Annotated in this window: 25 protein-coding genes and 2 pseudogenes; 13 read left to right on the top strand and 14 right to left on the bottom strand. The window is 75.2% G+C overall.

Annotation, left to right across the window (positions count from 1 at the left end):
- Positions 1–7: 7 nt before the first annotated feature.
- Complete coding sequence (locus GKE82_RS12225) at positions 8–901, bottom strand: MBL fold metallo-hydrolase (RefSeq protein ID WP_196189191.1); 894 nt, start codon at positions 899–901, stop codon at positions 8–10.
- A gap of 22 nt (positions 902–923) precedes the next feature.
- Here GKE82_RS12225 and GKE82_RS12230 point away from each other — a divergent pair, with 22 nt between their 5' ends.
- Positions 924–1301, top strand: coding sequence for a VOC family protein (locus GKE82_RS12230; protein ID WP_154733471.1), 378 nt, complete (start codon positions 924–926; stop codon positions 1299–1301).
- 41 nt (positions 1302–1342) lie between these two features.
- Positions 1343–2887, top strand: a complete 1545-nt coding sequence (locus GKE82_RS12235; RefSeq protein WP_196189192.1) for a Ppx/GppA phosphatase family protein — start codon at positions 1343–1345, stop codon at positions 2885–2887.
- A 22-nt stretch (positions 2888–2909) separates the two neighbouring features.
- Here the strand turns inward: GKE82_RS12235 and GKE82_RS12240 are convergent, their stop codons facing one another.
- Both GKE82_RS12240 and GKE82_RS12245 read right to left on the bottom strand, forming a co-directional pair.
- A complete protein-coding gene (locus GKE82_RS12240) occupies positions 2910–3317 on the bottom strand; it encodes a hypothetical protein (RefSeq protein WP_199223844.1) in 408 nt (135 codons plus the stop codon).
- A 9-nt stretch (positions 3318–3326) separates the two neighbouring features.
- Positions 3327–3959, bottom strand: coding sequence for an alpha/beta family hydrolase (locus GKE82_RS12245; RefSeq protein ID WP_154733473.1), 633 nt, complete (start codon positions 3957–3959; stop codon positions 3327–3329).
- A gap of 81 nt (positions 3960–4040) precedes the next feature.
- Between GKE82_RS12245 and GKE82_RS12250 the strand changes: the two genes are divergently transcribed.
- From GKE82_RS12250 to GKE82_RS12275, 6 genes and pseudogenes are all read left to right on the top strand, one after another.
- The gene (locus GKE82_RS12250; RefSeq protein ID WP_154733474.1) at positions 4041–6458 is read left to right on the top strand and encodes a DUF4394 domain-containing protein; all 2418 of its coding nucleotides are present in this window, start codon (positions 4041–4043) and stop codon (positions 6456–6458) included.
- A 164-nt stretch (positions 6459–6622) separates the two neighbouring features.
- A pseudogene (locus GKE82_RS31430) lies at positions 6623–6775 on the top strand (PspC domain-containing protein); the annotation flags it as partial.
- A 437-nt stretch (positions 6776–7212) separates the two neighbouring features.
- A complete protein-coding gene (locus tag GKE82_RS30760) occupies positions 7213–7824 on the top strand; it encodes a LiaF domain-containing protein (RefSeq protein WP_154733475.1) in 612 nt (203 codons plus the stop codon).
- Positions 7821–7997, top strand: a complete 177-nt coding sequence (locus GKE82_RS12265) for a hypothetical protein (protein WP_154733476.1) — start codon at positions 7821–7823, stop codon at positions 7995–7997. The genes GKE82_RS30760 and GKE82_RS12265 overlap by 4 nt, the downstream gene beginning before the upstream one ends.
- A 9-nt stretch (positions 7998–8006) precedes the next feature.
- Complete coding sequence (locus tag GKE82_RS12270) at positions 8007–9308, top strand: ATP-binding protein (protein ID WP_154733477.1); 1302 nt, start codon at positions 8007–8009, stop codon at positions 9306–9308.
- The gene (locus GKE82_RS12275) at positions 9308–9937 is read left to right on the top strand and encodes a response regulator transcription factor (protein ID WP_154733478.1); all 630 of its coding nucleotides are present in this window, start codon (positions 9308–9310) and stop codon (positions 9935–9937) included. Before GKE82_RS12270 ends, GKE82_RS12275 begins: the two co-directional genes overlap by 1 nt.
- Positions 9938–10022: 85 nt before the next feature.
- On the opposite strand, the gene GKE82_RS12280 is transcribed toward GKE82_RS12275, so the two are convergent.
- Genes GKE82_RS12280 through GKE82_RS12290 form a run of 4 tightly spaced genes read right to left on the bottom strand, consistent with a single transcriptional unit; the run spans position 10023 to position 13519 of the window.
- Positions 10023–10907 (bottom strand): ketopantoate reductase family protein, encoded by an 885-nt coding sequence (locus tag GKE82_RS12280; RefSeq protein ID WP_196189195.1) that lies wholly within the window; start codon positions 10905–10907, stop codon positions 10023–10025.
- Positions 10904–11227 carry a hypothetical protein gene (locus tag GKE82_RS27080; RefSeq protein WP_158276611.1) on the bottom strand — a complete coding sequence of 108 codons (324 nt, stop codon included), beginning with the start codon at positions 11225–11227 and terminating at the stop codon, positions 10904–10906. The genes GKE82_RS12280 and GKE82_RS27080 overlap by 4 nt, the downstream gene beginning before the upstream one ends.
- A complete protein-coding gene (locus tag GKE82_RS12285) occupies positions 11224–11925 on the bottom strand; it encodes a hypothetical protein (protein ID WP_154733481.1) in 702 nt (233 codons plus the stop codon). Before GKE82_RS12285 ends, GKE82_RS27080 begins: the two co-directional genes overlap by 4 nt.
- Positions 11926–11935: 10 nt before the next feature.
- On the bottom strand, positions 11936–13519 hold the full coding sequence (locus GKE82_RS12290; protein WP_154733483.1) for an FAD-binding oxidoreductase: 1584 nt from the start codon (positions 13517–13519) through the stop codon (positions 11936–11938).
- 42 nt (positions 13520–13561) lie between these two features.
- On the opposite strand from GKE82_RS12290, the gene GKE82_RS12295 reads away from it, so the two are divergent.
- Positions 13562–13909 carry a hypothetical protein gene (locus GKE82_RS12295; protein ID WP_107567184.1) on the top strand — a complete coding sequence of 116 codons (348 nt, stop codon included), beginning with the start codon at positions 13562–13564 and terminating at the stop codon, positions 13907–13909.
- On the opposite strand, the gene GKE82_RS12300 is transcribed toward GKE82_RS12295, so the two are convergent.
- The 5 genes from GKE82_RS12300 to GKE82_RS12320 are packed head-to-tail and all read right to left on the bottom strand — an operon-like array spanning position 13910 to position 16610.
- A complete protein-coding gene (locus GKE82_RS12300) occupies positions 13910–14410 on the bottom strand; it encodes a nuclear transport factor 2 family protein (protein ID WP_154733484.1) in 501 nt (166 codons plus the stop codon). It lies immediately after the preceding gene.
- Between the two features lie 9 nt (positions 14411–14419).
- Positions 14420–14923 carry a hypothetical protein gene (locus tag GKE82_RS12305; RefSeq protein WP_107567186.1) on the bottom strand — a complete coding sequence of 168 codons (504 nt, stop codon included), beginning with the start codon at positions 14921–14923 and terminating at the stop codon, positions 14420–14422.
- Positions 14920–15063 (bottom strand): hypothetical protein, encoded by a 144-nt coding sequence (locus tag GKE82_RS12310; protein WP_154733486.1) that lies wholly within the window; start codon positions 15061–15063, stop codon positions 14920–14922. The genes GKE82_RS12305 and GKE82_RS12310 overlap by 4 nt, the downstream gene beginning before the upstream one ends.
- 45 nt (positions 15064–15108) lie before the next feature.
- Entirely contained in the window at positions 15109–16254 is a 1146-nt protein-coding gene (locus GKE82_RS12315) for an acetyl-CoA acetyltransferase (RefSeq protein WP_309233569.1), read from the bottom strand.
- Positions 16251–16610, bottom strand: a complete 360-nt coding sequence (locus GKE82_RS12320) for a Zn-ribbon domain-containing OB-fold protein (RefSeq protein WP_154733487.1) — start codon at positions 16608–16610, stop codon at positions 16251–16253. Before GKE82_RS12320 ends, GKE82_RS12315 begins: the two co-directional genes overlap by 4 nt.
- Positions 16611–16651: 41 nt before the next feature.
- Here GKE82_RS12320 and GKE82_RS12325 point away from each other — a divergent pair, with 41 nt between their 5' ends.
- From GKE82_RS12325 to GKE82_RS12335, 4 genes and pseudogenes are all read left to right on the top strand, one after another.
- Positions 16652–17320, top strand: coding sequence for an NUDIX hydrolase (locus GKE82_RS12325; protein WP_107567188.1), 669 nt, complete (start codon positions 16652–16654; stop codon positions 17318–17320).
- Position 17321: 1 nt separating this feature from the next.
- Positions 17322–17609, top strand: a complete 288-nt coding sequence (locus GKE82_RS12330) for a hypothetical protein (RefSeq protein WP_107567189.1) — start codon at positions 17322–17324, stop codon at positions 17607–17609.
- Positions 17610–17683: 74 nt separating this feature from the next.
- Positions 17684–17788, top strand: a pseudogene (locus GKE82_RS28430) (biotin/lipoyl-containing protein); the annotation flags it as partial.
- Positions 17789–17864: 76 nt separating this feature from the next.
- A complete protein-coding gene (locus GKE82_RS12335) occupies positions 17865–22028 on the top strand; it encodes a multifunctional oxoglutarate decarboxylase/oxoglutarate dehydrogenase thiamine pyrophosphate-binding subunit/dihydrolipoyllysine-residue succinyltransferase subunit (RefSeq protein WP_309233570.1) in 4164 nt (1387 codons plus the stop codon).
- Positions 22029–22070: 42 nt separating this feature from the next.
- Here GKE82_RS12335 and GKE82_RS12340 read toward each other — a convergent pair whose 3' ends face one another.
- Both GKE82_RS12340 and GKE82_RS12345 read right to left on the bottom strand, forming a co-directional pair.
- Positions 22071–22250: a hypothetical protein gene (locus tag GKE82_RS12340; protein WP_107567191.1), complete on the bottom strand. Its 180-nt coding sequence runs from the start codon at positions 22248–22250 to the stop codon at positions 22071–22073.
- Complete coding sequence (locus tag GKE82_RS12345; RefSeq protein WP_154733489.1) at positions 22247–23152, bottom strand: DUF1028 domain-containing protein; 906 nt, start codon at positions 23150–23152, stop codon at positions 22247–22249. The genes GKE82_RS12340 and GKE82_RS12345 overlap by 4 nt, the downstream gene beginning before the upstream one ends.
- Positions 23153–23270 lie beyond the last annotated feature (118 nt).

Below are 23270 nucleotides of genomic sequence, written 5' to 3' on the forward strand. Positions count from 1 at the left end.
CCCAACCCTAGCCCGCCGGGTCGGCCGGCTCGGCGGGCACCGTCGCGTGGAGCAGCCCGTCGCGCTCACGCACGATCCCGCGCGCGGCGAGTCCCGCGACGAGCTCGTCGACCGCGCCCTCGACGGGCAGGCCGACGGTGGCGGCGACGTGCCGCGCCCACGGGAGCCGTGCGAGCGCCGCGGCGTCGCGCGGGGCGTGCACGAGCGTGTGGACGACGGCGCGGCGGCCGGCGTGCCGGGCGGCGGCGGGCAGGTCGTGCTCCCAGGCTGCGTAGCGGTCCAGGCTGCGGGCGATCGCGGCCGGCACGTCGGTCACCACCGGGCCGTGGCCGGGGACGACGATCCGCGGGTCGAGCGCGGCGACCCGGTGGACCGCGGCCGCCATCGCGGCGACGCCCCCGGGCTCGTGGAAGCGCGCCCACGCGACGTCCCCGTCCTGGACGAGGTCCCCGGTGAGCGCGATCCGGTCGACCGGCTCCCAGTAGACGACGGCACCGGGCGTCTGCCCGCCGACGTGCACGACGTGCAGCTCGCGGTCCCCGGCGGCGAGCACGTCCCCGTCGGCGAGCACGCGGTCGACCGGGAACGGGGGCACGTCGAAGGCCAGGAACGCGCGATCGCACCGGTGGTCCAGGTCGGCGGCGTGGAGCGCGACCGGCACCCCGTGCTCGCGCGCGAGCCGGCCGACCCCGCCGACGTGGTCGTCGTGGGCGTGGGTGAGGAGCACCGCGGTGAGGTCACCGGGCCGCAGACCCGCGTCGGCGAGCAGCCGGTCGATCGCGGCGCGGGACGCCACCCGGCCGGAGCCCGCGTCGACGAGCACGGGGGCGCGCCCGAGCACGAGCGCGACGGTCGCGCTCGGCGTGCGGCCGGGGAGCACGCGCAGCCAGGGAGGGAGCATCGGTGGAGGGTAGGGTCTGGTCATGCCCGCCCTTCTCCACACCTGCTACCGCATCGGCGACATCGATCGCTCGGTCGCGTTCTACGAGGCCCTCGGCTTCGAGGAGCTGCGCCGCATGCCGATCCGCGACGAGGCGATCAACGTCTTCATGGGCCTGCCGGGGGACGGCGCCCGGCTGGAGCTGACCTACAACTTCGGGGTCGAATCCTACGACCTCGGCACCGGCTACAACCACATCGCGATCACCAGCGAGGACCTCGACGCGACGCTGGCGGCGCTCGCCGAGAAGGGCATCGAGCCGGAGAAGCCGCCCTACAGCATCCGCGAGGGCGGCTCCCGGCTGTGCTTCGTGCGGGATCCGGACGGCTACCGGATCGAGCTCATCGAGACGTCCGGATAGCACACGGGACTCCCGCCGCCGGATGCGCGAGGATGCGGGCCGTGACGGAGGTCCCCGCATCCCCCGCCCGCCGTCGGCTCGCCGTCTGCGACCTCGGCTCCAACTCGTTCCGCCTGGTCGTCTTCACGGCGGTGGACGGCTGGTGGAGGCGCACCGACGAGATCTACCAGCCGGTCCGCATCGGCGAGGGGATGGCGGCGACCGGCGCGCTGGGCGCCGAGCCGATGAAGCGGGCGCTCGACACGATCACGGTCTTCTCGCACTTCTGCGCGGCGAGCGGCCTGCAGCCGGACGAGATCGACGCGGTGGCCACCAGCGCGATCCGCGACGCCACGAACCAGGCGGCGTTCCTGCAGCGGGCGCGCAAGAAGGGCGGCATGGACATCCGGGTCCTGTCGCGCGAGGAGGAGGCCCACTACGGCTACCTCGCCGCGGTGAACTCGACGACGCTCGCGGACGGCGCCGTCCTGGACATCGGCGGCGGCTCGATGCAGCTCGTCGGGGTCACCGGCCGCCACGCGACCGACCGCGCGTCCTGGCCGCTGGGCGCGGTGCGGATGACCGAGCGGTTCCTCGACCACGACGGTCCGGCGACGCCGAAGCAGCTCGACCGCCTGCGCGCGCACGTGGCCGCGGAGCTCGAGTCGCACCCGTGGATCGGGCGCAGCGGCAAGCGGCTCGTCGGGGTCGGCGGCACGGTCCGCAACCTCGCGGTCGCCGCGCAGCGGATGGCGGACATGCCCGCGGGGGGCGGCGTGCAGGGGTACGCGGTCGAGCGGGCGTGCGTCGACGAGCTGGTCGAGCGCGTCGCGGCGCTCCCGCGGTCCGAGCGCGGCAGCGTCCCGGGCGTGAAGCCGGCCCGGGCGGACGTCATCGTCGCGGGCCTCACGGTCATCCAGTCGGTCATGGAGATCGGGGGGTTCCCGGCGATCGAGGCGACCGAGGCCGGGCTGCGCGAGGGGGTCTTCTACTCCCGGTTCCTCGAGGACCGCGGGGACCCGCCGCTGTTCGAGGACGTGCGCTCGGCGAGCGTCCTGAACCTCGCCGCCCAGTACGGGGTCGAGCCCGCGCACACCGCCCACGTCGCCACCCTGGCCCTCGGGCTGTTCGACGACCTCGCCGCGGCGGGCCTGCACCCGGGCGATCCGATCGAGCGCGAGCTGCTGTGGGCGGCGAGCACGCTGCACGACATCGGCGTGGCGATCGACTACGACGACCACCACAAGCACACGCGCTACCTGATCCTCAACGCCGGCCTGCCCGGGTTCTCGCCGCGCGAGGTGGCGATCGTCGCCCAGGCGGCGCGCTACCACCGCAAGGGATCCCCGGACCCGGGCCCGCTGGCGCACCACTTCCGTGCGGGCGACGGGCGCGTGCTCGACCGCTGCGCGGTGCTGCTGCGGCTCGCGGAGGATCTCGAGCGCTCGCGCGACCAGGCCGTCCGGTCGGTCGGCGTGCGCGTCGACGACGAGCGGGTGGAGCTGACGCTCGACGCGCTCGAGGACGTCAGCGTCCCGCGCTGGGCGGCGCAGCGCGAGAACCCGCTGTTCACGCGCGCGTTCGACCGGCGGCTGGTCGTCGTCTGAGCGGCGCCGGGGCGCGCCGCGCTCAGGCGCGGCGCTGCAGCAGCCCGGCGGCGATCACGACGTCGTAGCCGGCGCAGAGCGCGGGGTACCAGGCCGGGATCAGGCTGTGCCCGCCACCGTCGTGGAGGGCGTCGAACGCGGCGTGGCTGGCCCAGCCGGCGGCGAGCAGCCGGGCGGCGCGGTCGCGGTCGGCACGGCTCGACGCGAGGACCCACGCGCTGTACGCGGCGAGCGCCGCGACCTCGCGGCGGGCGTGGTGGCCGTGCCGGTCACCGCTGCGGGCGGCCGGGTAGATCGCGGCGGCCACCGGGAGCCCGGCGCCGAGCAGGGCGAGGCGCCGGCGCGGCGCGTGCCGACGGACGAGGACCTCGGTCCCGACGGCGGACGCCACGCCGACGAGCAGGCCGGCCACGTGCTGGTCGATGCGCATGGCGCGAGCCTACGCGCCCGGGCCGACCGTGCGCGCGAGCCAGGCGGCCACGATCGCCGCGGTCCCGGCGACGTCGCGCTTGAGCCCGTGGTCCCCCGCCACCACCACGACCTCGCGCGCGCGGTCCGGGTCGGGCGCGGGGACGCCGAAGCGGTCGCTCTCCCCCTGCACGACGAGCACCGGGACGCCGGCCGCGTCGAGCTCCGGCTGGCGCGAGGGGGCCGGACCGCTGCGACGCGGCGGCGGCTGCAGCGGGAAGGCGAGGCACAGCACCGCGTCGGCGCCGACCGCGGTCGCGGTCCGGCACGCCACGCGCGCACCGGAGGACCGGCCGCCGCAGACCAGACGGGGCACGCCCGCCAGCGGCCCGGCGCGCAGCGTCTGCAGGACGGCGAGCCACGCGGCGTCGAGCGTGGGGGCGCGGGGCGCCGAGCGCTTCCCGGCGACGCGGTAGGGCTGCTCGACCAGCACGACCGAGCCCCCGTCCTCGACGACGCGCGCGGTGACCGCCTGCAGGTCCGGGGCGGTCACCGACCCCCCGGCCCCGTGGCCGAGGACGAGCGCGACCGGGGCGTCCGGGCGCAGCAGGCAGTGGGCGCGGGCCGGCCCGTGGGGGGTCGAAAGCGCCAGGACGTCGGTCATCCGGGCCGAGTGAACCAGAACCGGCGGCCGCGCGAAGAGCGATGCACAGCGATCCCCACCACCTTCGGGAGGACGAACCACATGCAGGGACGGACGCGGCTCATCGCCGCAGCAACCACGGTGGCCACGCTCGGGCTCAGCGCCCCGGCGATGGCGGACACCGCGTACGGGCTGCTCGCGAGCGGCACGAAGCTGACCACCTTCGACACGGCCACGCCCAACCAGCAGGCCACCGCGATCGACATCAGCGGCCTGGCCACCGGTGAGAAGGTCGTCGGCATCGACGTCCGGCCCGCCAACGGCGTGCTCTACGGCCTCGGGGTCTCGGGGACCCAGGGCCGCCTCCTGCGCATCAACCCGGCCACCGGGGCCGCCACGCTCGTCGGCGTGCTGAAGGACGGCACCGCCGCCGGCGCCGACATCGCCATCAGCGGCACGTCGTTCGACCTCGACTTCAACCCCGCCGCCGACCGGCTGCGGATCGTCAGCGACGCCGACCAGAACCTGCGCGTCAACCCGTCCAACGGCGTGACGGCCCAGGCGGTGCCCGGGACCCCGGGCGACGGGACGCTGGCGTTCGCCGCCGGAGACGCCAACGCGGGCGACAACCCGGACGTCGGGCACGCCGCGTACACGAACTCGTTCGCGGGCACGACGGCCACCACGCTGTTCAACCTCGACGCGGGCAACGACGCCCTCGTCACCCAGAACCCGCCGAACGCGGGCACGCTGAACACCGTCGGCGCGCTCGGCGTGGACATCACGAACGTCGGCGGCTTCGACATCGTCCCGGGCACCAACCGGGCGATCGCGCTGCTGAACACGCTCGGCGCCACGCCCGCACGGCGCTTCTACACGGTCGATCTCACGACCGGCGCGGCGACGGCGACCTCGGGCGCCCTCGGGCAGGCCGACCCGCTCGTCGACTTCGCGCTCGCCCCGAAGGACACGGTCACCTTCCTCGGTCTCGCGACGGACGCGAACGGCGGCCAGCAGCTGTTCCAGTTCCGCTCCGACGACCCGGGCACAGTCTCCGGCACGGTGCCGGTCACGGGTCTCCCCGCGGGTGAGCGCCTGGTCGGGATCGACACCCGTCCGCGCACCGGCCAGGTGTACGGCGTCAGCTCGACCGGCAAGATCTTCCTGATCGAGCCGAACTCCGGGGTCGCGACCGCCGCCCCGAACAACCAGATCCCGGTCGCCCTGGACGGGACGCGCTTCGGCGTCGACTTCAACCCCGCCGCCGACCGGCTGCGGATCGTCTCCGACAACCGCCAGAACCTGCGGATCAACGTCGACAACGCCGCGGCGGGCACCGCGATGAACGGCTCCCCGGACGCCGCCTTCACGGCCCCGACCCAGAAGATCACCGAGGTCGCGTACACGAACAACACGTCGGACACGGCGACCACGCAGATCCAGTACATCGACTCGACGACCAACGAGCTGCTGACCGCCGCCGACGCGAACAACCCCGGCGTCCCGACGCCGCTGGGCACCGCGGCCGCCGGCAACGTCGCCGGCGCGCTGCAGGTGGACGTCACCGACCGCGGGGGCTACGACATCGTCGGCCCGTTCAACCGCCGCGTCGGCGCGTTCGCGACGGCGGCCGAGCCGAACGTCTACCGGCTCTACACGATCGGCGCCGAGGGTGGCCTGAGCAGCGAGGCGAAGGCGATCCCGACCGGCACGATCGCGCAGCCGGCGGGCACGGTCGTCGACGGCCTGACGGCCTTCACGGGCTCGACCGTCCGCTTCGGCGCGGCCTCGACGGCCGTGGCGGAGAACGGCGGCACGGCGACCGTGACGATCGTCCGCGAGAACGGCGCCGACAGCGCCGCGACGGTCTCCTACACGACGGCCGACGGGACCGGGAAGGCGGGCACCGACTACACGGCGACCTCCGGCTCGGTGACGTTCCAGCCCGGTGAGACGGTGAAGACCGTGTCCGTCCCGGTGATCGACGACGCGGTCGCGGAGGGCACGAAGACGTTCGCCGTCGCGCTGACCGCCTCGACCGGCGGGGCGCGGATCAGCACCCCGGCGCTGACCGCGGTGTCGATCCTCGACGACGAGATCCCGGCCAGCGTCGGGACCGGTCCCGGCCAGACCGTGACCGTCACGGTCCCGGTGCTCGTCCCGGCGACCGCGCCGTTCGTGTTCGTCCGCGCGGCGACCGACGAGATCCGGCTCAGCACGCTGCGCAGCAAGGGCATCCTCGTGCGGCTGTACTGCACGCAGGCCTGCGAGGTCAGCGGCAACCTGACCGCGAGCTCGGCACTGGCCAAGCGGTCCGGCAAGAACATCGCGACGCTGAAGGCCACGAAGGTCTCCGCGGGCGCGACGAGGCTCGTGCGCCTGAAGCTCACGAGCAAGGCCCGCACCGCGCTCGGCCGCAAGAGCCTGCGCTCCGCGACCTTCAAGCTGCCGCTGAAGGTCAAGGACCCGTCGGGCAAGACGACGAACGTCACGGCACTGACCGTGCGCGCGTTCAAGTAGCCCCGGACCCCCCGTCCGGCAGGACCCCGGGGGTCGGCGTGCGCGCCGACCCCCGGGTCGTCCTCAGGGTCATTCCGGATGGTCGGCGACGGCCACGCCCGGCAGCATCCGGGCCATGATGGCGACCGATCCTCCCTCCCCCCTCCACGGCGCGGCCCCGGCTGGTGCGCCCCCGCCACGACCGGGTCCTGAGCGGCGTCTGCGCCGGCATGGCCCGCCACCTCGGCATCGACGTCGGCCTCGTCCGCGTCGCGACCGTGGTGCTGACCTTCCTCGGTGGCGCCGGCCTGCTGGCGTACCTGACGGTGCTGGTGCTCGTGCCCGAGGAGGGCCGCGACCAGCCGTTCGCGCGGTCCGGCCGCCTGGACGACGACGACCGCGCGCCGCTGATCCTCGGCGGGCTCGCGCTCGCCGCGGTGGTCTTCGGCGCGGGTCCGCTGCCGTGGGACTGGTGGGACGGCGGGCCGTGGCTGGCGATCCTCGCCGCCGGGGTGGCGCTCGTCGTCCTCAGCGTGCGCAACGACCGCCGCCGCGAGACCGTCGTGGCGGCCACGGCGACCGCTCCGGCGCCCACCGCGGACGACGAGGCCCCCACGACCGTCGCGCCCGGGCCACCGACCGCGGAGCAGCCCACGGCCGCCTCGGACGACGAGCCGACCGTCGTCCTCCCGCCGGACGGGCCCGACGGCGGCGGCCCGGGCGGGCCCGCCGCGCCACCCGACCCGTTCGGCCGCGCGGAGCCCCGCGGCGCGGCGTGCAGGCCCGCGTCGTGCTCGGGCTCGTCCTGCTCGCGCTCGGGGCGCTCGGCGCGCTGGTCTCCGTCGCGGGCGCGGACCTCGGCGGCGGGACCGCGGTGGCGATCGGCGTGCTCCTGCTCGGGGCGGGTGCCGTGGCCGCCGCGCCGTTCGGCGGCTCGCGCGCCCTGCTGCTCCTGGGCTTCGCGACCGCGTCGATCGGCGGCTTCCTCGCCGCGACCGACCTCGACCTGGAGGGCGGGATCGGCGAGCGCCGCGAGCGTCCCGCCACCGTCGCCGGTCTGCCCGCCGACGGGTACCGGCTGGGCGTCGGCGACCAGCGCATCGACCTGCGCGACGTGGTCTTCCCCGTCGGCACGACGACCGTGAAGGTCCGTCAGGGCGTCGGCGAGCTGCGCGTCCGCGTGCCCGCCGGGGTCGCCCTGGTGGCCCGGGGACGGGTCAGCGGCGGCGCGCTCGAGGTGCTCGGGCGCGAGGAGGACGGCAGCGACGCCGACCTCGAGGTGCAGAGCCCGGTGCGCAGCCTGCGCCGGGTCGTCGTCGACGCGAAGGTCACGTTCGGCGAGATCCGCATCCAGCAGGACGGCGTGACGGAGGGCCGCACGCGATGAGGCGCCTGGACCTCACCTCCCTCGTCGGCGGCGTCGCGCTGCTGGTCATCGGCCTCTTCCTGCTGCTCGACAGCACCGGCGAGGTCGACCTCACGCTCGGCTGGACGGCGTCGCTGGTGCTCGCGGGCGCGGGCGCCACGCTGCTGGTCGGCGGGCTGCGGGACGGGTCGTAGGATCCGGTCGTGGCGACCGCCGCCTCCGATCCCGCGACCTCGGCCCCGGCCCGGACGGGGCGCAGCCTGCGCGGCGCGCAGCGCACCGGCGACGGGGCCGTGCTGGCGGGCGTCTGCGCCGGCCTGGCGCGCGCCCTGGACCTCGACCCGCGGCTCGTCCGCGTCGTGGCGGTCGTGCTCGGGCTGTCCACGGGCGGCGCGGGGATCGGCGGGTACCTGTTGGCGTGGACGTTCATGCCCGGCGACGCGACCGCCTCCCCGAGCCCGCAGGCGCTGGGCTGGCGGGTCGCGGCCGGGGCGGGCATGCTCGCCGCGTCCGTCGTCCTCGCCCTGCAGGAGCTCGGCGCCGCCCCCGACGGCGCCCCGCTGCTGTGGCCCGTCGTGCTGACCGTCGCGGGCGTCGTGCTGCTCTGGCGCTCCGGACGGCCGCTCGCCGACCAGGCGCCCGCGCCCACCCCGCCGACCGACGAGGGGCGCTGGCGCGGGCCCGGCGGGGCCGGAGCGGCCTCGGGCCGTGCGCTGCTGCGCGAGCTGCCCGGGCTCGGCCCGCGCACGCTCGCGGGGATCGCCCTGATCGCCGCCGGGCTCGTCGCGCTGCTCGAGGCGACCAACGCGATCGGCACGCTGCGGGACCTCGTCGTCGCGGGCGCGATCGTCCTGGCGGGGGTCACGTTGATCTTCGGCAGCTCGTGGCTCGGGCTGCTCTCGACGCTGCGCGAGGAGCGCGCGCAGCGCATCCGCTCCGAGGAGCGCGCCGAGATGGCCGCGCACCTGCACGACTCGGTGCTGCAGACGCTCGCGCTGATCCAGCGGCGCGCCGGCGACGACCGGGAGGTCGCGACGCTCGCCCGCCGGCAGGAGCGCGAGCTGCGCGACTGGCTCTCGGGGCGCGGTCAGGAGGCCGGGGGCGCCACCACCCTCACGGGGGCCCTGCGCGCCGCCGCCGCCGACGTCGAGGAGCGGCACGCCGTGACCGTCGAGGTGGTGACCGTCGGCGACGTCGCGCTCGACGACCACGTCGCGGCGCTCGTGCGCGCGACGGGCGAGGCCGCGGTGAACGCCGCGAAGTTCGCGGGGACCGGCCGGGTGGACGTGTTCGCCGAGGTGGGCCCCGAGCGCGTCGAGGTGTTCGTCCGCGACCGCGGCGCGGGCTTCGACCCCGACACCGTCCCGGAGGACCGCCGCGGTCTGCGCGAGTCGATCGTCGGGCGGATGGCCCGCCACGGCGGCCGCGTTGTCGTCCGCTCCGCCCCCGGAGAGGGCACCGAGGTGGAGCTCGTCCTGGACCGTCCCGAGGCAGGGAGCCGCTGATGCTGCGCGTCGCGATCGTCGACGACCACGACCTCGTCCGCTCGGGCGTGCGCGCCGAGCTCGGCGACGCCGTCGAGGTCGTCGGGGACGCGGGGACGGTCGCCGCGGCGATCGAGCTGATCCGCGCCACCGCCCCGGACGTCGTCCTGCTGGACGTCCACATGCCCGACGGCGGCGGCGTGGCCGTCCTGCGCGGCGCGGGCGACACGGCCGGCACGCGGTTCCTGGCCCTGAGCGTCAGCGACGCCGCCGAGGACGTCATCGCCGTGGTCCGGGCGGGCGCGCGCGGCTACGTGACGAAGTCGATCGCGGGCGACGAGCTCGCCGACGCCGTGCGCCGCGTCGCCGACGGGGACGCCGTGTTCTCCCCGCGCCTGGCGGGCTACGTGCTGGACGCGTTCGCCGGGCGCGAGCCCGTCGCCGACCCCGAGCTCGACCTCCTCACCGACCGCGAGCGCGAGGTCCTGCGCCACATCGCCCGCGGCTACATGTACAAGGAGGTCGCCCACCGCCTCGGCATCTCGGTCAAGACGGTCGAGGCGCACGTCAGCGCGGTCCTGCGCAAGCTGCAGCTCTCCAGCCGCCACGAGCTCGCCCGCTGGGCCTCAGCCCGCCACCTCATCGACTAACCCCGCTCCGCCAGCGGTCGAACGGGGAGTTCTTCCGGCCAGAGGCGAAGAACTCCCTGTTCGACACCTGCGGGGCGGGGCGGCGTCAGGCGCGGGCGGCGATCCGGGCGTGGAGGTACTCCACCGCCGGGGTGGCGATGCCGTGCCGGGCGGCCGCGCGCAGCACCGCGCCCGGGATCGCGTCGAGCTCCGGCGCCCGCGCGGCCGCGACGTCGCGGGCCATCGAGCTGGACTGGTCGCCGCGCAGTGCGTCGACCTCGGCGATCGTCGTGTCCGTGTCGACGTCGGCGCCCTCGGCGCGGGCGACCGCGGCGGTCTCCGCGATCGCCGCGTGCAGGGCGGACAGGCGCGACGGGTCCTCGCGGATCTCCCCGAGCGTGGCGTCGAACGCGGTCGTCGCGCACGCGATCGCGTTGAGCCGGGCGAGCTTGCTCCACAGCACGTCCGCCTCGCTCGCGCCCGTGCGCGTCTCGATGCCGGCGCTGCGCAGCGCGCGCGCGAGCACGGCGACGGGCGGGATGTCGGTCTCGGGCCCCGCGATGTCGATCCGCACGGCGGCGCTGTCCTGGACGATGCGGCCGACCGCGGGACGGTCGCTCTGGACGCGGATGACCCCGGCGCGCGTGCGGGCGTCCCCGAACCGCGCGCGCAGCACCTCCATGTGGTCGAGGCCGTTGAGGAGCGGGACGACGAGCCGCGGCGCGCCGGGGTCGACCCGCTCCAGCGAGGCGCTCAGCGTGGTCGCCTTGCTGGCCACGAGCAGCGCGTCGACGGGCTCGTCGAGCGTCGTGGCGATGCGCGGCCAGGCGACGAAGTCCGCGTCGAGCGCGCGCGAGGTCACGTGCAGCCCGGTGCGCGCGAGCGTGTCGGCGGTCTCCTCGCGGCAGAGCAGGACGACGGGCTCGCCCGCGTGCGCGAGCGCCCCGGCCACGAGGCCGCCGACGCCGCCCGGTCCGAGGACCGCGATCAAGAGGCGGCGTAGGGGTCGTTCTCGCGCGTCGGCCCGACGGGCACGACGAGCGGCTCGGCGGGCGCGGTGATCGTCTCGGTCTGCTCGATCTCGAGCTCCGGCGGCTCCATGCCGTCGCAGACGAGACGGAACGACCCGGTCCCGACCTTGCCGTCGGCCTCGAGCACGAGACCGGCGATGGTGTCGCCCTCCTCCCACTGCATCCGCTCGATCTCGAACGGGTTCATCCGCACGGTGTGCGGCGGGAACGGGCAGCTCTTGTTGTGCTGGTCCTTGGCCTTGACGATGGCCTCGAAGTTCTTCGCCTCGGGGTTGCTCATCGCACCTCGTCCGATCGCATCGTCACCGACTTGTAGCGCACGTAGCTGTCGGTCGAGGCCTTGTAGCGGTAGAGCGCCTTGGACACGAAGCTCGGGCAGCAGCCCGCGTCGCGGGACGTGTACCAGGGCTGCAGGACCTGCAGCTCCTTGCCCTTGAAGTCCTTGCGGAGGTTCTCCGCCACGACGTCCCCGGTGCTGTGGTACTTCGCGCCCTTGGGCCGGACCGTCGCCGCCCGGAACGGGCCGAGGCTCAGCAGGCGCTTGACGCGCGGGCAGCCGTCGCCGCGGTCGCGGACGTCCCCGACGACGATCTGGCCGTTGCGGCCGCTCGCCCCGCTGGCGGCGGCGATGATGAACTCGCGGTCGGCGGGGTCGCCGTCGATCTCCAGGGACTGCGCGCCGCTGACGAAGTTCTCGGTCCGCACGAGCAGGGGCGTCGCCTTCTCGGCGCCGTCGCAGACGTTGACGAGCTCGACCATGATGTCGCGCACGCCGTCGGGATCGGCGCAGGGCGGCGGTGACGTCTCACCGTCGACGTAGCAGCGGACCGTGCGGACGCGGATCGTCTCGAGCTCCGGGTCGCGGTCGACGTTCAGCTGCAGCGGCTCGTCGAGCGGCAGCGGAGTGTCCTGGGCGTCCGCGGGCCCGACCGCGAACGCGGCGGCGGCGAGGACGGGCACGACGAGGAGGCGGCGCATGCCGGGCAGCCTACGCCTCCGCGGGCAGCAGCACCCCGGGATTCATCACGCCCGCCGGGTCGACCGCGGCCTTCGCGCCGCGCAGCGCGGCGGCGAACACGTCAGGTCGCTGCGTCTCGTAGTAGGGGCGGTGGTCGCGTCCGACCGCGTGGTGGTGGGTGATCGTGCCGCCGGCGGCGACGATCGCGCGGCTGGCCGCGTCCTTCATCGCCTGCCACTGGGCGACCTCGTCGCCGCGCCGGGCGGGCGCGATGACCGTGTAGTACGGCGCGGGGCCGTCGGGGTACACGTGGGTAAAGCGGCAGGTCACGCGGCACGGCTCGCCGAGCGCTGCGCGCGTGGCGCCGACCACCGTCTCGTGGAACGCGGGGAACCGGTCCCAGGTGATCGCCGTCTCGAACGTGTCCGCGAGCACCCCGACCTGCATGAGCGTGTCGCGCAGGTACGGCATCGCCAGGAACGCGTCGCGCCAGGCGGAGACCGCGCCGCCGGCGCGCGGCTCGTCCGGTGAGCCGCCGTGCTCCCGGCAGATCGCCAGCCCGCGGTCGAGCCGGTCGGCGACGTCGTGGTCGGTCGACTCGAACCCGAGGACGAGCAGCGCGGTCGTCCCGTCACCGGCCCCGGTCTGCTGCGCCTCCAGCGGGTCGACGAGGCGGCAGTTGGCGGGCAGCAGCCCGCTCTGGGACAGGGCGCGCACGGCGTCCGCCCCGGCGAGGAAGGTCGGGAACCGGACCGCGCGCGAGGCCCGGTGCTCGGGCCGCGGCTGCACGCGCACCCACGCCTCGGTGATCACGCCGAGCGTGCCCTCGCTGCCGAGCAGCAGCCGGTCGGGGGACGGTCCGGCCCCGGAGCCGGGCAGGCGCCGCGACGCCCACGCCCCGATCGGGGTGATCGCCCGGACGCTCTCGACGAGGTCGTCGACGTGCGTCCAGACCGTCGCGAAGTGCCCGCCGGCGCGCGTGGCGATCCAGCCGCCGAGGGTCGAGAGCTCGAACGACTGGGGGAAGAACCGCATGGTCATCCCGTGCGCCCGCAGCTGCTCCTCGAGGCGCGGGCCGCTCGCCCCGGCGCCGATGCGCGCCGCGCGCGAGACGTCGTCGAGCTCGTGCAGGGCGTCGAGCGCCCCGAGGTCGACGGACACGGCGCCCTCGAACCGCGGTCCGAGCTCGCGCGGCTCGACGCCGCCGCAGACGCTGGTGCCGCCGCCGTAGGGGATGACCGCGACGCGGGCGTCCGCCGCCCACGCCAGGACGGCCTCGAGCTCGTGCTCGTCGCGGGGACGGGCGACCGCGTCGACGGGATGCTCGAAGACGCCGCGGAAGGCGCGGACGGTGTCGAGGTAGGACTTCCCCTGGGCGTGGCGGATCCGCTGCTCGCCGTCGGTGGTGACGATCCCCCGCAGCGACGCGGGGACCGGGACGCGCGGCGCGGGGAGGGTCGCGAGGACGTCGGCGATCCGGGCGGGCTCCTCCACCTCGGCGCTGCCGAAGCCGAGCTGCTGCACGATCGCCGGGGCGGCGGCCCGCAGCGCCTCGACGGGCTGGTGCCCGTCGTCGTAGCCCCAGCCCCACCAGCTGCGTGTCCGCGTGCTCATGGGCTGACGCTATCCGGACGGGCCGCGCGTAGCCTGTGGAGGATGGCGGTGTGCCCGAACTGCAAGGAGCCGGTCAGTCAGTTCGCGGCGGGGTGCGCGGTGTGCGGCACCGACCTCGAGGCGCACCGTCGCGCCCGGGCGCAGCGCCGCGGGGTGCGGCTGCCGGGCCTGCCGCGCCTGGTCGAGGCGGACCTCGTCGTCGGGGTCGTGGCGCTGGCGATCCTCGGGCAGCCGCTGATCGGGATCGTCCTGGCGCTGCTGGCGCTCTACCGGCACCCGGACCTGATCTTCCCCGGCCCGCGGCGCACCGCGCTGATCGCGCTGTGCGGGATCGGGGTCGTGCTGCTGCTCGCCACCGGCGGCGTGGGGATCCTCTTCTACGGCGGCTGATCAGGCGCGGCCGGCGGGTGCGCGCAGCGGCATCCGCCCCTGGCGGAACGCGGCGAGCTGCCCGGCGGTGCGGCGGCGCACGAGCAGCCGCAGGACCGGCGAGTGGCCGAGCACCTTGCCGAGCGGTCCCATCGCCTGCGCGGCCCAGGCGTGCAGGTCGAAGCTGTCGCGGTGATCGGCGATCAGGCCGTCGCGGAACACGTACCGCGCACGGATCTCGTTGACCACCGGGCGGCCCTGGAAGTCGTAGCGGGCGATCCAGCGGGCGTGCCCGGTCTGCTCGTCGGCGTCGCGCTCGGGGACCTCGACCTCGATCCCGGAGGCGCGGGCGGTGAGCATCCGCCACATGTCCTGGGCGGCACCGTCGCGCAGCTCGCCGAACGCGGGGTCCTCGAACACGGCGTCCGGGGTGTAGCAGGCGGCCATCGCCTCGCCGTCCCCGGCGGCGAGCGCCGCGTACAGCCGGTCGATGACGGCGACGTGCTCCTGCGCGCTGGACATGGCGCGATCCTATGCGGCGCCGGGCAGCATGCGCGAGGGCAACGGCGCGCCGTGGCGCGCCGCCTCCTCGCGCAGCCCGTCCCACGGGACGAGCGGCACGTCGAGGTCCGCGGCGATCGCCTCGACGAGGCGGCGGCGCTCGGGCTCGTTGCGCGGCGGGTGCGCGAGCGCCTGGATCCGCGCGTGCTGCGCGCGCAGGCCCTCGCGGTGCGCCTCGATGCGCCCCCAGGCCGTGACGACGCCCTCGACCCAGTGCCACTCGCCGTACCAGCGCTGCGTGCCGGGCGCGTGGTAGGCGTAGACGCCGCACTGGCAGTCCGGGTGCGGCGACTCGTGCGGCGCGTCGAGCCAGCCGACGCCCCGGGTGAGCGTGCGGTTGGCGGGGTAGCAGACCGCGTGCATGTCGCGGCCGTCCCAGGTGCACGGGATGTACGGGGAGTGCAGCCGGTCCTTGACGATCCGCCAGGCGCGGAAGCCGACGACGGGCTCGATCAGGTCCGGGGCCGCGCTCACGTGCGGACGGGCTCCCGCTCGGGAGCCGGGGTCGGCGCGGGCCGCGGCGGGGCGGCGGGCTCGCGCGCGGGCGCCGGCGCCCGGTCGGGGACGACGACGGGCTCGACGACGATCGTGCGGGACGGACCGGTGAGCGACACCTCCCCTCGAGGGTAGCGCCCGGGCCGACCCCGCTCCCGCCAAGCTCAGGCCGTGGCGCCCGAGCCGAGCAGCACCGTGCACTGCGACGACCACGCACCGCCGTTGCCGTGGACGAGCGAGACGTCGCGGCCGACCTCGCGGACCTGGCGGACGCCCTCGACGAGCAGCGGCAGCCCGTTCATCCCGGGGTGCTGGAAGCTCAGGCCGCCGCCGGTGGTGTTCACGGGCAGCGCGCCGCCGGGGGCGATCGCGCCCCTCGCCACGAACGGGCCGCCCTCGCCCTTGGGGCAGAACCCGAGGTCCTCGAGGAACACGATCGGGGTGATCGTGAAGGCGTCGTAGAGCTGGGCGACCTGCACGTCGGCGGCGGTCAGGCCGGCCTCGGCGTACGCGCGGGCACCGGACTCCACCGCGGCGGTCGTGGTCAGCGAGGGCATCGAGGAGACGTGCCGGTGGGAGAGCGCCTCGCCGATCCCGAGGACGAGCACCTCGGGGACCGCCGGTCCGAGCAGCTCCCGCGCGCGCTCGCGGGCGACGACGACGATCGCGCCGCCGCCGTCGGTGACGAGGCAGCAGTCGCGCACCCCGAGCGGGTCGCAGACGCGGGGCGCCGCCAGCACGTCGGCGATCTCCAGCGGCGTGGTCGACCAGGCGGCCGGCGTGCCCTCCCAGGCGCGCGCCCAGGCGCGGGCGCTCACCGCGACCGCGGCGAGCTGCTCGGGCGTGGTCCCGTACTCGTGCATGTGCCGGGACGCGGCGAGCGCGTACGCGGCGATCGGCAGCGGCGGCCGGTAGGGCGCCTCGTAGGGGTCGACCTCCTGGACGGAGGCGGCGGCGCGGCCGACGAGCCGCTGCGTGGAGCCGTAGGCGATGAGCGCCACCTCGATCTGCCCGGCCGCGATGAGCGCGCGGGCGTGGTTGAGGTGCGCGATCGGGGACGAGCCGCCGACCTGCGTGGAGTCGCTGACCCGGGGGCGGATGCCGAGCTCCTCCGCGAGCGTGACGCTCGCCCACGGCAGCTGCGTCGACGCGGCGAACAGGCCGTCGACGTCCTGCACCCCCAGGCCGCACTGCCCCAGCGCGCGGCGCGCCGCCTGCGCGGCGAGCCCCGCGGGCGTGGTGCCCTCGGGCACCGCCCCCATGTCCGAGAGCGCGGCGCCCGCGATCGCGACCTGCGCGCGCAGGCTCACGACGCACCGGCGGGGTCGTCGCCGTCGGCGACCGGCCGGAAGACCGGAACGTCGTCCTCCCACTCGACCTGCACGCGGGCGCCGATCCGGACGGCCTCCGGCGCGACGCCGACGACGCGGCTCATCATCCGGAAGCCCTCGTCGAGGTCGACGAGCGAGACGTCGTAGGGCTCGCCGTCGCGCGGGCGCACGGTGCAGGTCGCGTGGACGCGGCCGCGCCCGGTGCTGATCGCCCACGCGCCCGCTCCGACGCGCGGGCGGAACACGGCGGTTCCGTCGGGGGCCACCTGGTACGCGAGGCGGCCCTCGCGTGCGTGCGCCAGCCAGGTCGCCGAGGGGGCGGGATCGAGCTCCATGACCGGGACTCTGACGGACGCGACCATCTAGGGTTTGGCCCATGGCACCGTCTCCCGGCATCATCGCGCGCGGACCCTGGGTGCCGTCGGCCGTCGAGGCCCGCTGGCTCGACGACCACTACGAGCCGCCCGCCGCGGCGACCGCCGCCGCCGACGCGGCGATCACCGCGCTGGCCGAGCGCGGCTCCCCCAGCCACGACGGTCTCGGCGCCCGCTTCGTGTCGCACCGCGAGGTCGACGGGCGGCTCGTGATCGAGATGCAGCCGGCCCGCTGGGGCCTGCGGCTCGTCGACGGGGACGCGTCGCAGTCGATGGCCGCGCTCTGCGTCACGCGCGCGCACGACGGGCGCTGGCTCGCCGGCCGCCGCGCGGCGTGGCTGTCCACCTGGGCGGGCCGCTGGGCGCTCGGCGCCGGCGGTGCCGTCGACGTGGGCGAGTCGCCCGCCGAGACGCTCACGCGCGAGCTGATGGAGGAGTGGCAGCTGACCGCCGATCGCGTCCAGGTCGACGCGCTCGTGCGCCTGCCCCACCAGATGATCATGGTCGTCGGCCAGGCCTGGCTGCCCGAGGGCGCCGACGAGCAGCTCGTCATGGACTCCGAGCACGACGCCTACGCGTGGTGGCCGGCGTCGGTCGACGACTGGCCGCCGGAGGCCGACGAGCCCCTGCGCCGCATGGCGGCGCTGCTGGCGTCCGCCGGGCCCGCGTGACGTGCTGACCCGTCCGCGCCTGAAGTGGGCGTCGTTCACCCACTCGACCGTCTACCTCGTGCTGCTGGTCGCCTGGGCGATCCCGGGACTGGCCGGCGTGGAGTTCGTCTTCGGCCTCGCGCACGGCCTCGGCTGGTTCGCGATGTGCGCCCTCGCGTTCGAGGGCGTGCGGCGCCGGCTGATCGACCTGCGGCTCGCCGTCGCCATCTCGGTGCTGGGCGCGATCGGGCCGTTCATCGGCTCGGCGGAGTTCATCCGCCAGGACCGCGCGCGGCGACCTGTGACCTGACCCACATGTGAACGTCCTGTCTTGGTGCAGGACGCCGTCCGACCGGGGCGCACCAGCGCGCTAGAGTCAGTCGCATGGCGGTCGAGTCGACGATTCAGGTGGTCGCGCCCGGTGCGGGCGAGTCCGTGACCGAGGGCGAGATCCTCGAATGGCACGTGCAGGAGGGGGACGTCGTCTCCGAGGGTGACACCCTCGTCGAGATCTCGACCGACAAGGTCGACGTCGAGGTCCCCCTCCCCCGCCTCCGGGAAGGTCGTGAAGCTGCACGTCGCCGAGGGCGAGACGATCACGGTCGGCCAGCTGCTCGCCGAGCTGTCCGCCGGGGACGGCGACGCGACGGGCGGCGGCGATCCCGCCGACGAGCTCGCGACCGCGGGCGTCCCCGACGAGGGCGACGGCTCGCAGTCCGCCGCCGACACCGAGGCCCAGACCGCCAGCGCGGGCCAGGTCATCGACATCGTCACCCCCGGGGCGGGCGAGTCCGTCACCGAGGGCGACATCCTCGAGTGGCACGTGCAGGTCGGCGACACCGTCGAGGAGGACCAGACGATCGTCGAGATCTCGACCGACAAGGTCGACGTCGAGCTGCCCGCCCCGGCCGCGGGCACGATCACCGAGCTGCTCGCGCAGGAGGGCGACACGGTCACCGTCGGCCAGGTCATCGCCCGCATGGAGACCGGTGCGGCGTCGTCGGCGTCCGCCCAGCCCGCCGCCCCCGCGGCCTCCGGCAACGGCGCGTCCGCCTCCGGCAACGGGAACGGGAACGGCAACGGCGCCGCGCCCGCGATCGCCGACGGCACGAAGATCTCCCCCGTCGCCAAGCGCGTCGCGGCCGCCGAGGGCGTCGACGTCGCCGGCCTGACCGGCACCGGCCCGGGCGGCCGCATCACGAAGGCCGACGTGCTCGCCGGCCCGTCGGCGGGCAACGGCGCCGCGTCGGGCGGCACGACCGCGACCGGCACGTCGAAGGCGATCAAGGGCGGCGCCGCGATGCTCGCCCGCTACATGGACGAGTCCCGCGCGATCCCGACCGCGACCTCGTTCCGCACGATCACCGTCACCCAGATGGACGGCCGGCGCAAGCAGCTGAAGGCCGCCGGGCAGAAGGTCTCCTTCACCCATCTGATCGCCTACGCGATCGCGCTCGCCGCCACGCAGGACATGCCGGTGATGGCGCACCACTTCGAGGAGGTCGACGGCAAGCCGCACCGCGTCGACGACGGCGCCGTGAACCTCGGCATCGCCGTCGACGTCGAGAAGAAGGACGGCAGCCGCACCCTGATGGTGCCGGTGATCCGCGACGCGGGCCGGCTGACCTTCCAGGGCTTCCTCGACGCGTTCGGCGACCTGATCTCCCGGGCGCGCGACAACAAGCTGACCGCCGACGACCTCGCGGGCGCCAACATCTCGCTGACGAACCCGGGCGGCATCGGCACGGTCGCGTCCGTGCCGCGCCTGATGGTCGGCCAGGGCACGATCATCGCGACCGGCTCGATCGCCTACCCCGTCGGCCTGGGCAACATCGGGGCCGCGATCGGCGCGGAGAAGGTCATGTCGATGACCTCGACCTACGACCACCGGATCATCCAGGGCGCCGAGTCCGGGCAGTTCCTCAAGACCGTGGAGGAGTACCTCCAGGGCGAGCACGGCTTCTACGAGAAGGTCTTCTCTGACCTCGGCGCGACCGCCGGGCCGGCGATCCCGCTGCCCGAGCCGACCGCCGCGCTCGCGCCGGCCGCCGCGGCCGCGCCGTCCGCCGTCGCCGCCGCCCCGTCGGAGGAGCTGCTGCAGGCCGTCCAGGCCGCGACCTCGCTGCTGAAGGCGCACCGCACGCACGGGCACCTCGCGGCGACGCTCGACCCGCTGGGCTCCGCGCCCGAGGGCGACCCCGCGCTCGACCCGGAGCCGCTGGGCCTCACCCCGGAGCTGCTCGCGCAGATCCCGGTGAAGATCCTGCGCACGAACGTGCCGGGCGCGACGCTCGCCGAGGCGCTGCCGCACCTGCGCCGCACGTACTGCGGCACGATCGCCTACGAGGTCGAGCACATCGCCTCGCACCGCCAGCGCACGTGGCTGCGCGAGAAGATCGAGTCGGGCGCGTTCCGCACGCCGCTGACCGGTGACGAGCAGAAGGCGCTGCTCAAGCGCCTCGTCGAGGTCGACGCGTTCGAGCGGTTCATGCACAAGGCGTACCTCGGTCAGAAGCAGTTCTCGATCGAGGGCCTCGACATGACGGTCCCGATGATCGACGAGATCATCCAGCTGTCGGCCTCGCACGGGGCCCGCGAGGTCGTCGTCGGCATGGCGCACCGTGGCCGCCTCAACGTGCTCGCGCACAACCTCGGCCGCCCCTACGAGACGATCTTCGCGGAGTTCGAGGGCGCCTCGACGCTCGAGGCGATCACGACGATCCCGCAGGGCGGCACCGGTGACGTGAAGTACCACCACGGCGCCCAGGGCAGCTACCAGCTGCCCGACGGCAACTCGATCCTCGTGAACCTCGAGAGCAACCCGTCGCACCTCGAGTTCGTCCACCCGGTCGTGCTCGGCGCCACGCGCGCCGCGCAGACGCAGCGTCAGGGCCCGCACGCCCAGCGTGACGTCGCCGAGGCCGTGCCGATCGTCCTGCACGGCGACGCCGCGTTCCCGGGCCAGGGCGTCGTGGCGGAGTCCCTGAACCTGCAGGCGCTCGACGGCTACCAGGTCGGCGGCACGATCCACATCGTCCAGAACAACCAGGTCGGCTTCACCACCGACCCGGAGGACTCGCGCTCCACGCGCTGGGCGTCGGACCTCGCGAAGGGCTTCGACGTCCCGATCATCCACGTCAACGCCGACGACGTCGCCGCGTGCATCGACGCGGTGCGGCTCGCGTTCGCGTTCCGCCACGAGTTCGGGCACGACGTGCTGATCGACCTGATCGGCTACCGCCGCTTCGGCCACAACGAGGCCGACGAGCCCGCGTACACGCAGCCCGAGATGACCGCGAAGATCAAGAAGCACCCGCGCGTCACCGAGCTGTTCTCCAAGGAGCTGATCGGCTCCGGCCTGTTCACGCAGGAGGAGTACGACGCGGGCGTGCAGCGGATCTGGGACGAGCTGACCGCGCTGCACCAGAACCTCAAGGCGCAGATCGCCGCCTCCGAGGAGGCCGGCACGGTCGAGCAGAAGACCGGCGAGTACCAGCTCGACCGCTCGCCCTCCCCGGAGGTCAAGACGGCCGTGAGCGCCGACCGGCTGCAGGTCCTCAACGAGGAGCTGCTCACGACGCCGGACGGGTTCACGGTCCACCCGAAGCTCGTCAAGCAGCTGGAGCGCAAGCGCAAGGCGCTGGGCGACGAGGGCGGCATCGACTGGGCGCACGCCGAGGCGCTGGCGTTCGCGTCGCTGCTGACCGAGGGCATCCCGATCCGCCTCACCGGCCAGGACGTGGAGCGCGGCACGTTCTCGCAGCGCCACCTCGTGCTGCACGACGCGAAGACCGGCCAGACCACGTCGCCGATCCAGAACCTGCCGGGCGCGCTCGCCCCGATCGAGCTGCACAACTCGCCGCTGAGCGAGACCGCCTGCCTGGGCTTCGAGTACGGCTACTCGCAGGAGGCGCCGGAGACGCTCGTGCTGTGGGAGGGCCAGTTCGGCGACTTCGCCAACGGCGCCCAGGTGATCATCGACCAGTTCATCGTGTCCGGCCTGGCGAAGTGGGGCCAGTCCTCGCGCCTGACGCTGCTGCTGCCGCACGGCTACGAGGGCTCCGGCCCGGAGCACTCCTCCGCGCGCCTGGAGCGGTTCCTGCAGCTCGCGGCGGAGGGCAACATCCGCGTGGCGAACCTGACGACCCCGGCGCAGTACTTCCACCTGCTGCGCCGCCAGGCCCGGATCGCCAAGCAGCGGCCGCTGGTCATCATGACCCCGAAGTCGCTGCTGCGCCTGCCGCAGGCCACGAACCGCATCCAGCACCTCGCGGACACGCAGTTCTTCCCGGTGCTCGGCGAGCCGCGCGTGCCGCACGAGAAGGTCACGCGGCTCGTGCTGTGCACCGGCAAGGTCTACTACGACCTCGTCGGTCACGAGTCCCGCAAGGACAACGAGGCGGTCGCGGTCGGCCGGATCGAGCTGCTCTACCCGTTCCCGGAGGGCCAGGTCCGCGAGCTGATCGACTCCTACCCGAACCTGCAGGAGGTCCTGTGGGTGCAGGAGGAGCCGCGCAACATGGGCGCCCGCGCGCACATGTTCCCGCGCCTCATGCAGATCCTGCCCGAGCACCTGTCGCTCGGGTACGTCGGCCGACCGGAGCGCGCGAGCCCGGGCGAGGGCTACCCGGCCGCGCACAACACCGAGCAGACGCGGATCATCCGCACCGCGCTCGACACGTCGGTGCCGGTCTCGCTGTACCCGAAGAAGACGCCGGGCGAGCGGTAGCCCGTCGGGGCCCGGGCGCCGCGCGTGCGGGGCGCCCCGGTCCTAGCGGACGACCAGCAGCACGACGACGAGCGCGATCACGAGGTCGACCGCGACGAGCCACGGCAGCCACCGTGGCACCCCGGTCCGTGGCCCGGCGCTCGACGACGTCGCGCCCGGCGCCACCTCGTCGGTGGGGCGGCCCTCGTCGGTCTCGCGGCCGAACGCGTCGCGCGGGCTCACGCGGTCAGCCCCAGGTCCCGCGCGACCGCGCCGGCGACCGGGCTGATCTCCGCGGTGAGCCGCGGGAGCAGCTCGGCCCAGCCGGGCTGCGCGGCGATCGCGCCGCGGACCTGCGCGAGCCCGGCGTCGCGGTCGCCCGCCGCGTAGGCGGCGAGGCCCGCCCAGAACAGCAGCTCGTGGTTGCCCGGCGCCAGCGCGGCGGCCGCGGCGTAGCGCACGCCCGCCTCGCTCAGCCGGCCCTCGCCGGTGAGGTCGTCCCCCTCGGTGGCGAGCGCGTACGCGTCCGCGAGGTCGAGCAGCCGCTCGAGCTCGTCCAGCGGCTCGGGGTGGTCGTCGACGCGCACGTCGGTGACGGTCCGCCACCGCTCCCCCGACGGCGGCGCGACCACCAGCGCGGCGGACTGGCGGCCGCGGACGTCGCCGCCGGCGCCCTCCGCGCCGCGCAGCGCCGCGAGCAGGCGCCGGGCGAGCGGCTCGTCGGGCCGCGTGGCCTCGAACGCGGCGCGCATCGCCGGCCACACCTCGGGCGAGGCCATCATGTTCGCCTGCACGCTGAAGCCCGCGCCGATGCTGTGACCGGCGAACGCGATGCAGCCGTCCCCGGTGTGCGTCGCGACGCTGCCGCGACCGTCGATGACGGCGACCTGGCGGAAGCGCCCGGCGGGGTCGGCCCGCAGCAGCGCGTCGAGCGCCTCGCGCGGCCCCTCCCCCGCCTCGAGCCGGTCGAGCAGCCGCGGTCCGAACGCCTTCTCGGCGACGGACTGCGTGCAGACCGCCCCGACCCCCGGGCGGACCCACGGGACGATCGGCCCGACCGCGAACCAGTGCGACTGCACGGCCGCTCCGAGCTCGCCGGTGTGGGCGTCGCGTGCGACGATCGAGTAGGTGCCCCGACGGATCACGGACGCGACGATACAAACGACGGCCGCGGAATCCTCCGACTGGCGGTCGAGGATCCTCGCGCGCGTGGAGCGCGTACCGCCCGGGTTCGTCACGACCTACGGGGACGTCTCCCCCCGG

Origin of the sequence: Conexibacter sp. W3-3-2, assembly GCF_009707605.1 — a bacterium.
Taxonomy (GTDB): domain Bacteria; phylum Actinomycetota; class Thermoleophilia; order Solirubrobacterales; family Solirubrobacteraceae; genus Paraconexibacter; species Paraconexibacter algicola.

Bases quoted from the DNA above. Each gene is read 5' to 3' on its own strand.
- GKE82_RS12225 (WP_196189191.1), bottom strand. From the start codon at position 901: ATGCTCCCTCCCTGGCTGCGCGTGCTCCCCGGCCGCACGCCGAGCGCG.
- GKE82_RS12230 (WP_154733471.1), top strand. From the start codon at position 924: ATGCCCGCCCTTCTCCACACCTGCTACCGCATCGGCGACATCGATCGC.
- GKE82_RS12240 (WP_199223844.1), bottom strand. From the start codon at position 3,317: ATGCGCATCGACCAGCACGTGGCCGGCCTGCTCGTCGGCGTGGCGTCC.
- GKE82_RS12245 (WP_154733473.1), bottom strand. From the start codon at position 3,959: ATGACCGACGTCCTGGCGCTTTCGACCCCCCACGGGCCGGCCCGCGCC.
- GKE82_RS12250 (WP_154733474.1), top strand. From the start codon at position 4,041: ATGCAGGGACGGACGCGGCTCATCGCCGCAGCAACCACGGTGGCCACG.
- GKE82_RS12265 (WP_154733476.1), top strand. From the start codon at position 7,821: ATGAGGCGCCTGGACCTCACCTCCCTCGTCGGCGGCGTCGCGCTGCTG.
- GKE82_RS12275 (WP_154733478.1), top strand. From the start codon at position 9,308: ATGCTGCGCGTCGCGATCGTCGACGACCACGACCTCGTCCGCTCGGGC.
- GKE82_RS27080 (WP_158276611.1), bottom strand. From the start codon at position 11,227: ATGAGCAACCCCGAGGCGAAGAACTTCGAGGCCATCGTCAAGGCCAAG.
- GKE82_RS12285 (WP_154733481.1), bottom strand. From the start codon at position 11,925: ATGCGCCGCCTCCTCGTCGTGCCCGTCCTCGCCGCCGCCGCGTTCGCG.
- GKE82_RS12290 (WP_154733483.1), bottom strand. From the start codon at position 13,519: ATGAGCACGCGGACACGCAGCTGGTGGGGCTGGGGCTACGACGACGGG.
- GKE82_RS12295 (WP_107567184.1), top strand. From the start codon at position 13,562: ATGGCGGTGTGCCCGAACTGCAAGGAGCCGGTCAGTCAGTTCGCGGCG.
- GKE82_RS12300 (WP_154733484.1), bottom strand. From the start codon at position 14,410: ATGTCCAGCGCGCAGGAGCACGTCGCCGTCATCGACCGGCTGTACGCG.
- GKE82_RS12320 (WP_154733487.1), bottom strand. From the start codon at position 16,610: ATGGAGCTCGATCCCGCCCCCTCGGCGACCTGGCTGGCGCACGCACGC.
- GKE82_RS12325 (WP_107567188.1), top strand. From the start codon at position 16,652: ATGGCACCGTCTCCCGGCATCATCGCGCGCGGACCCTGGGTGCCGTCG.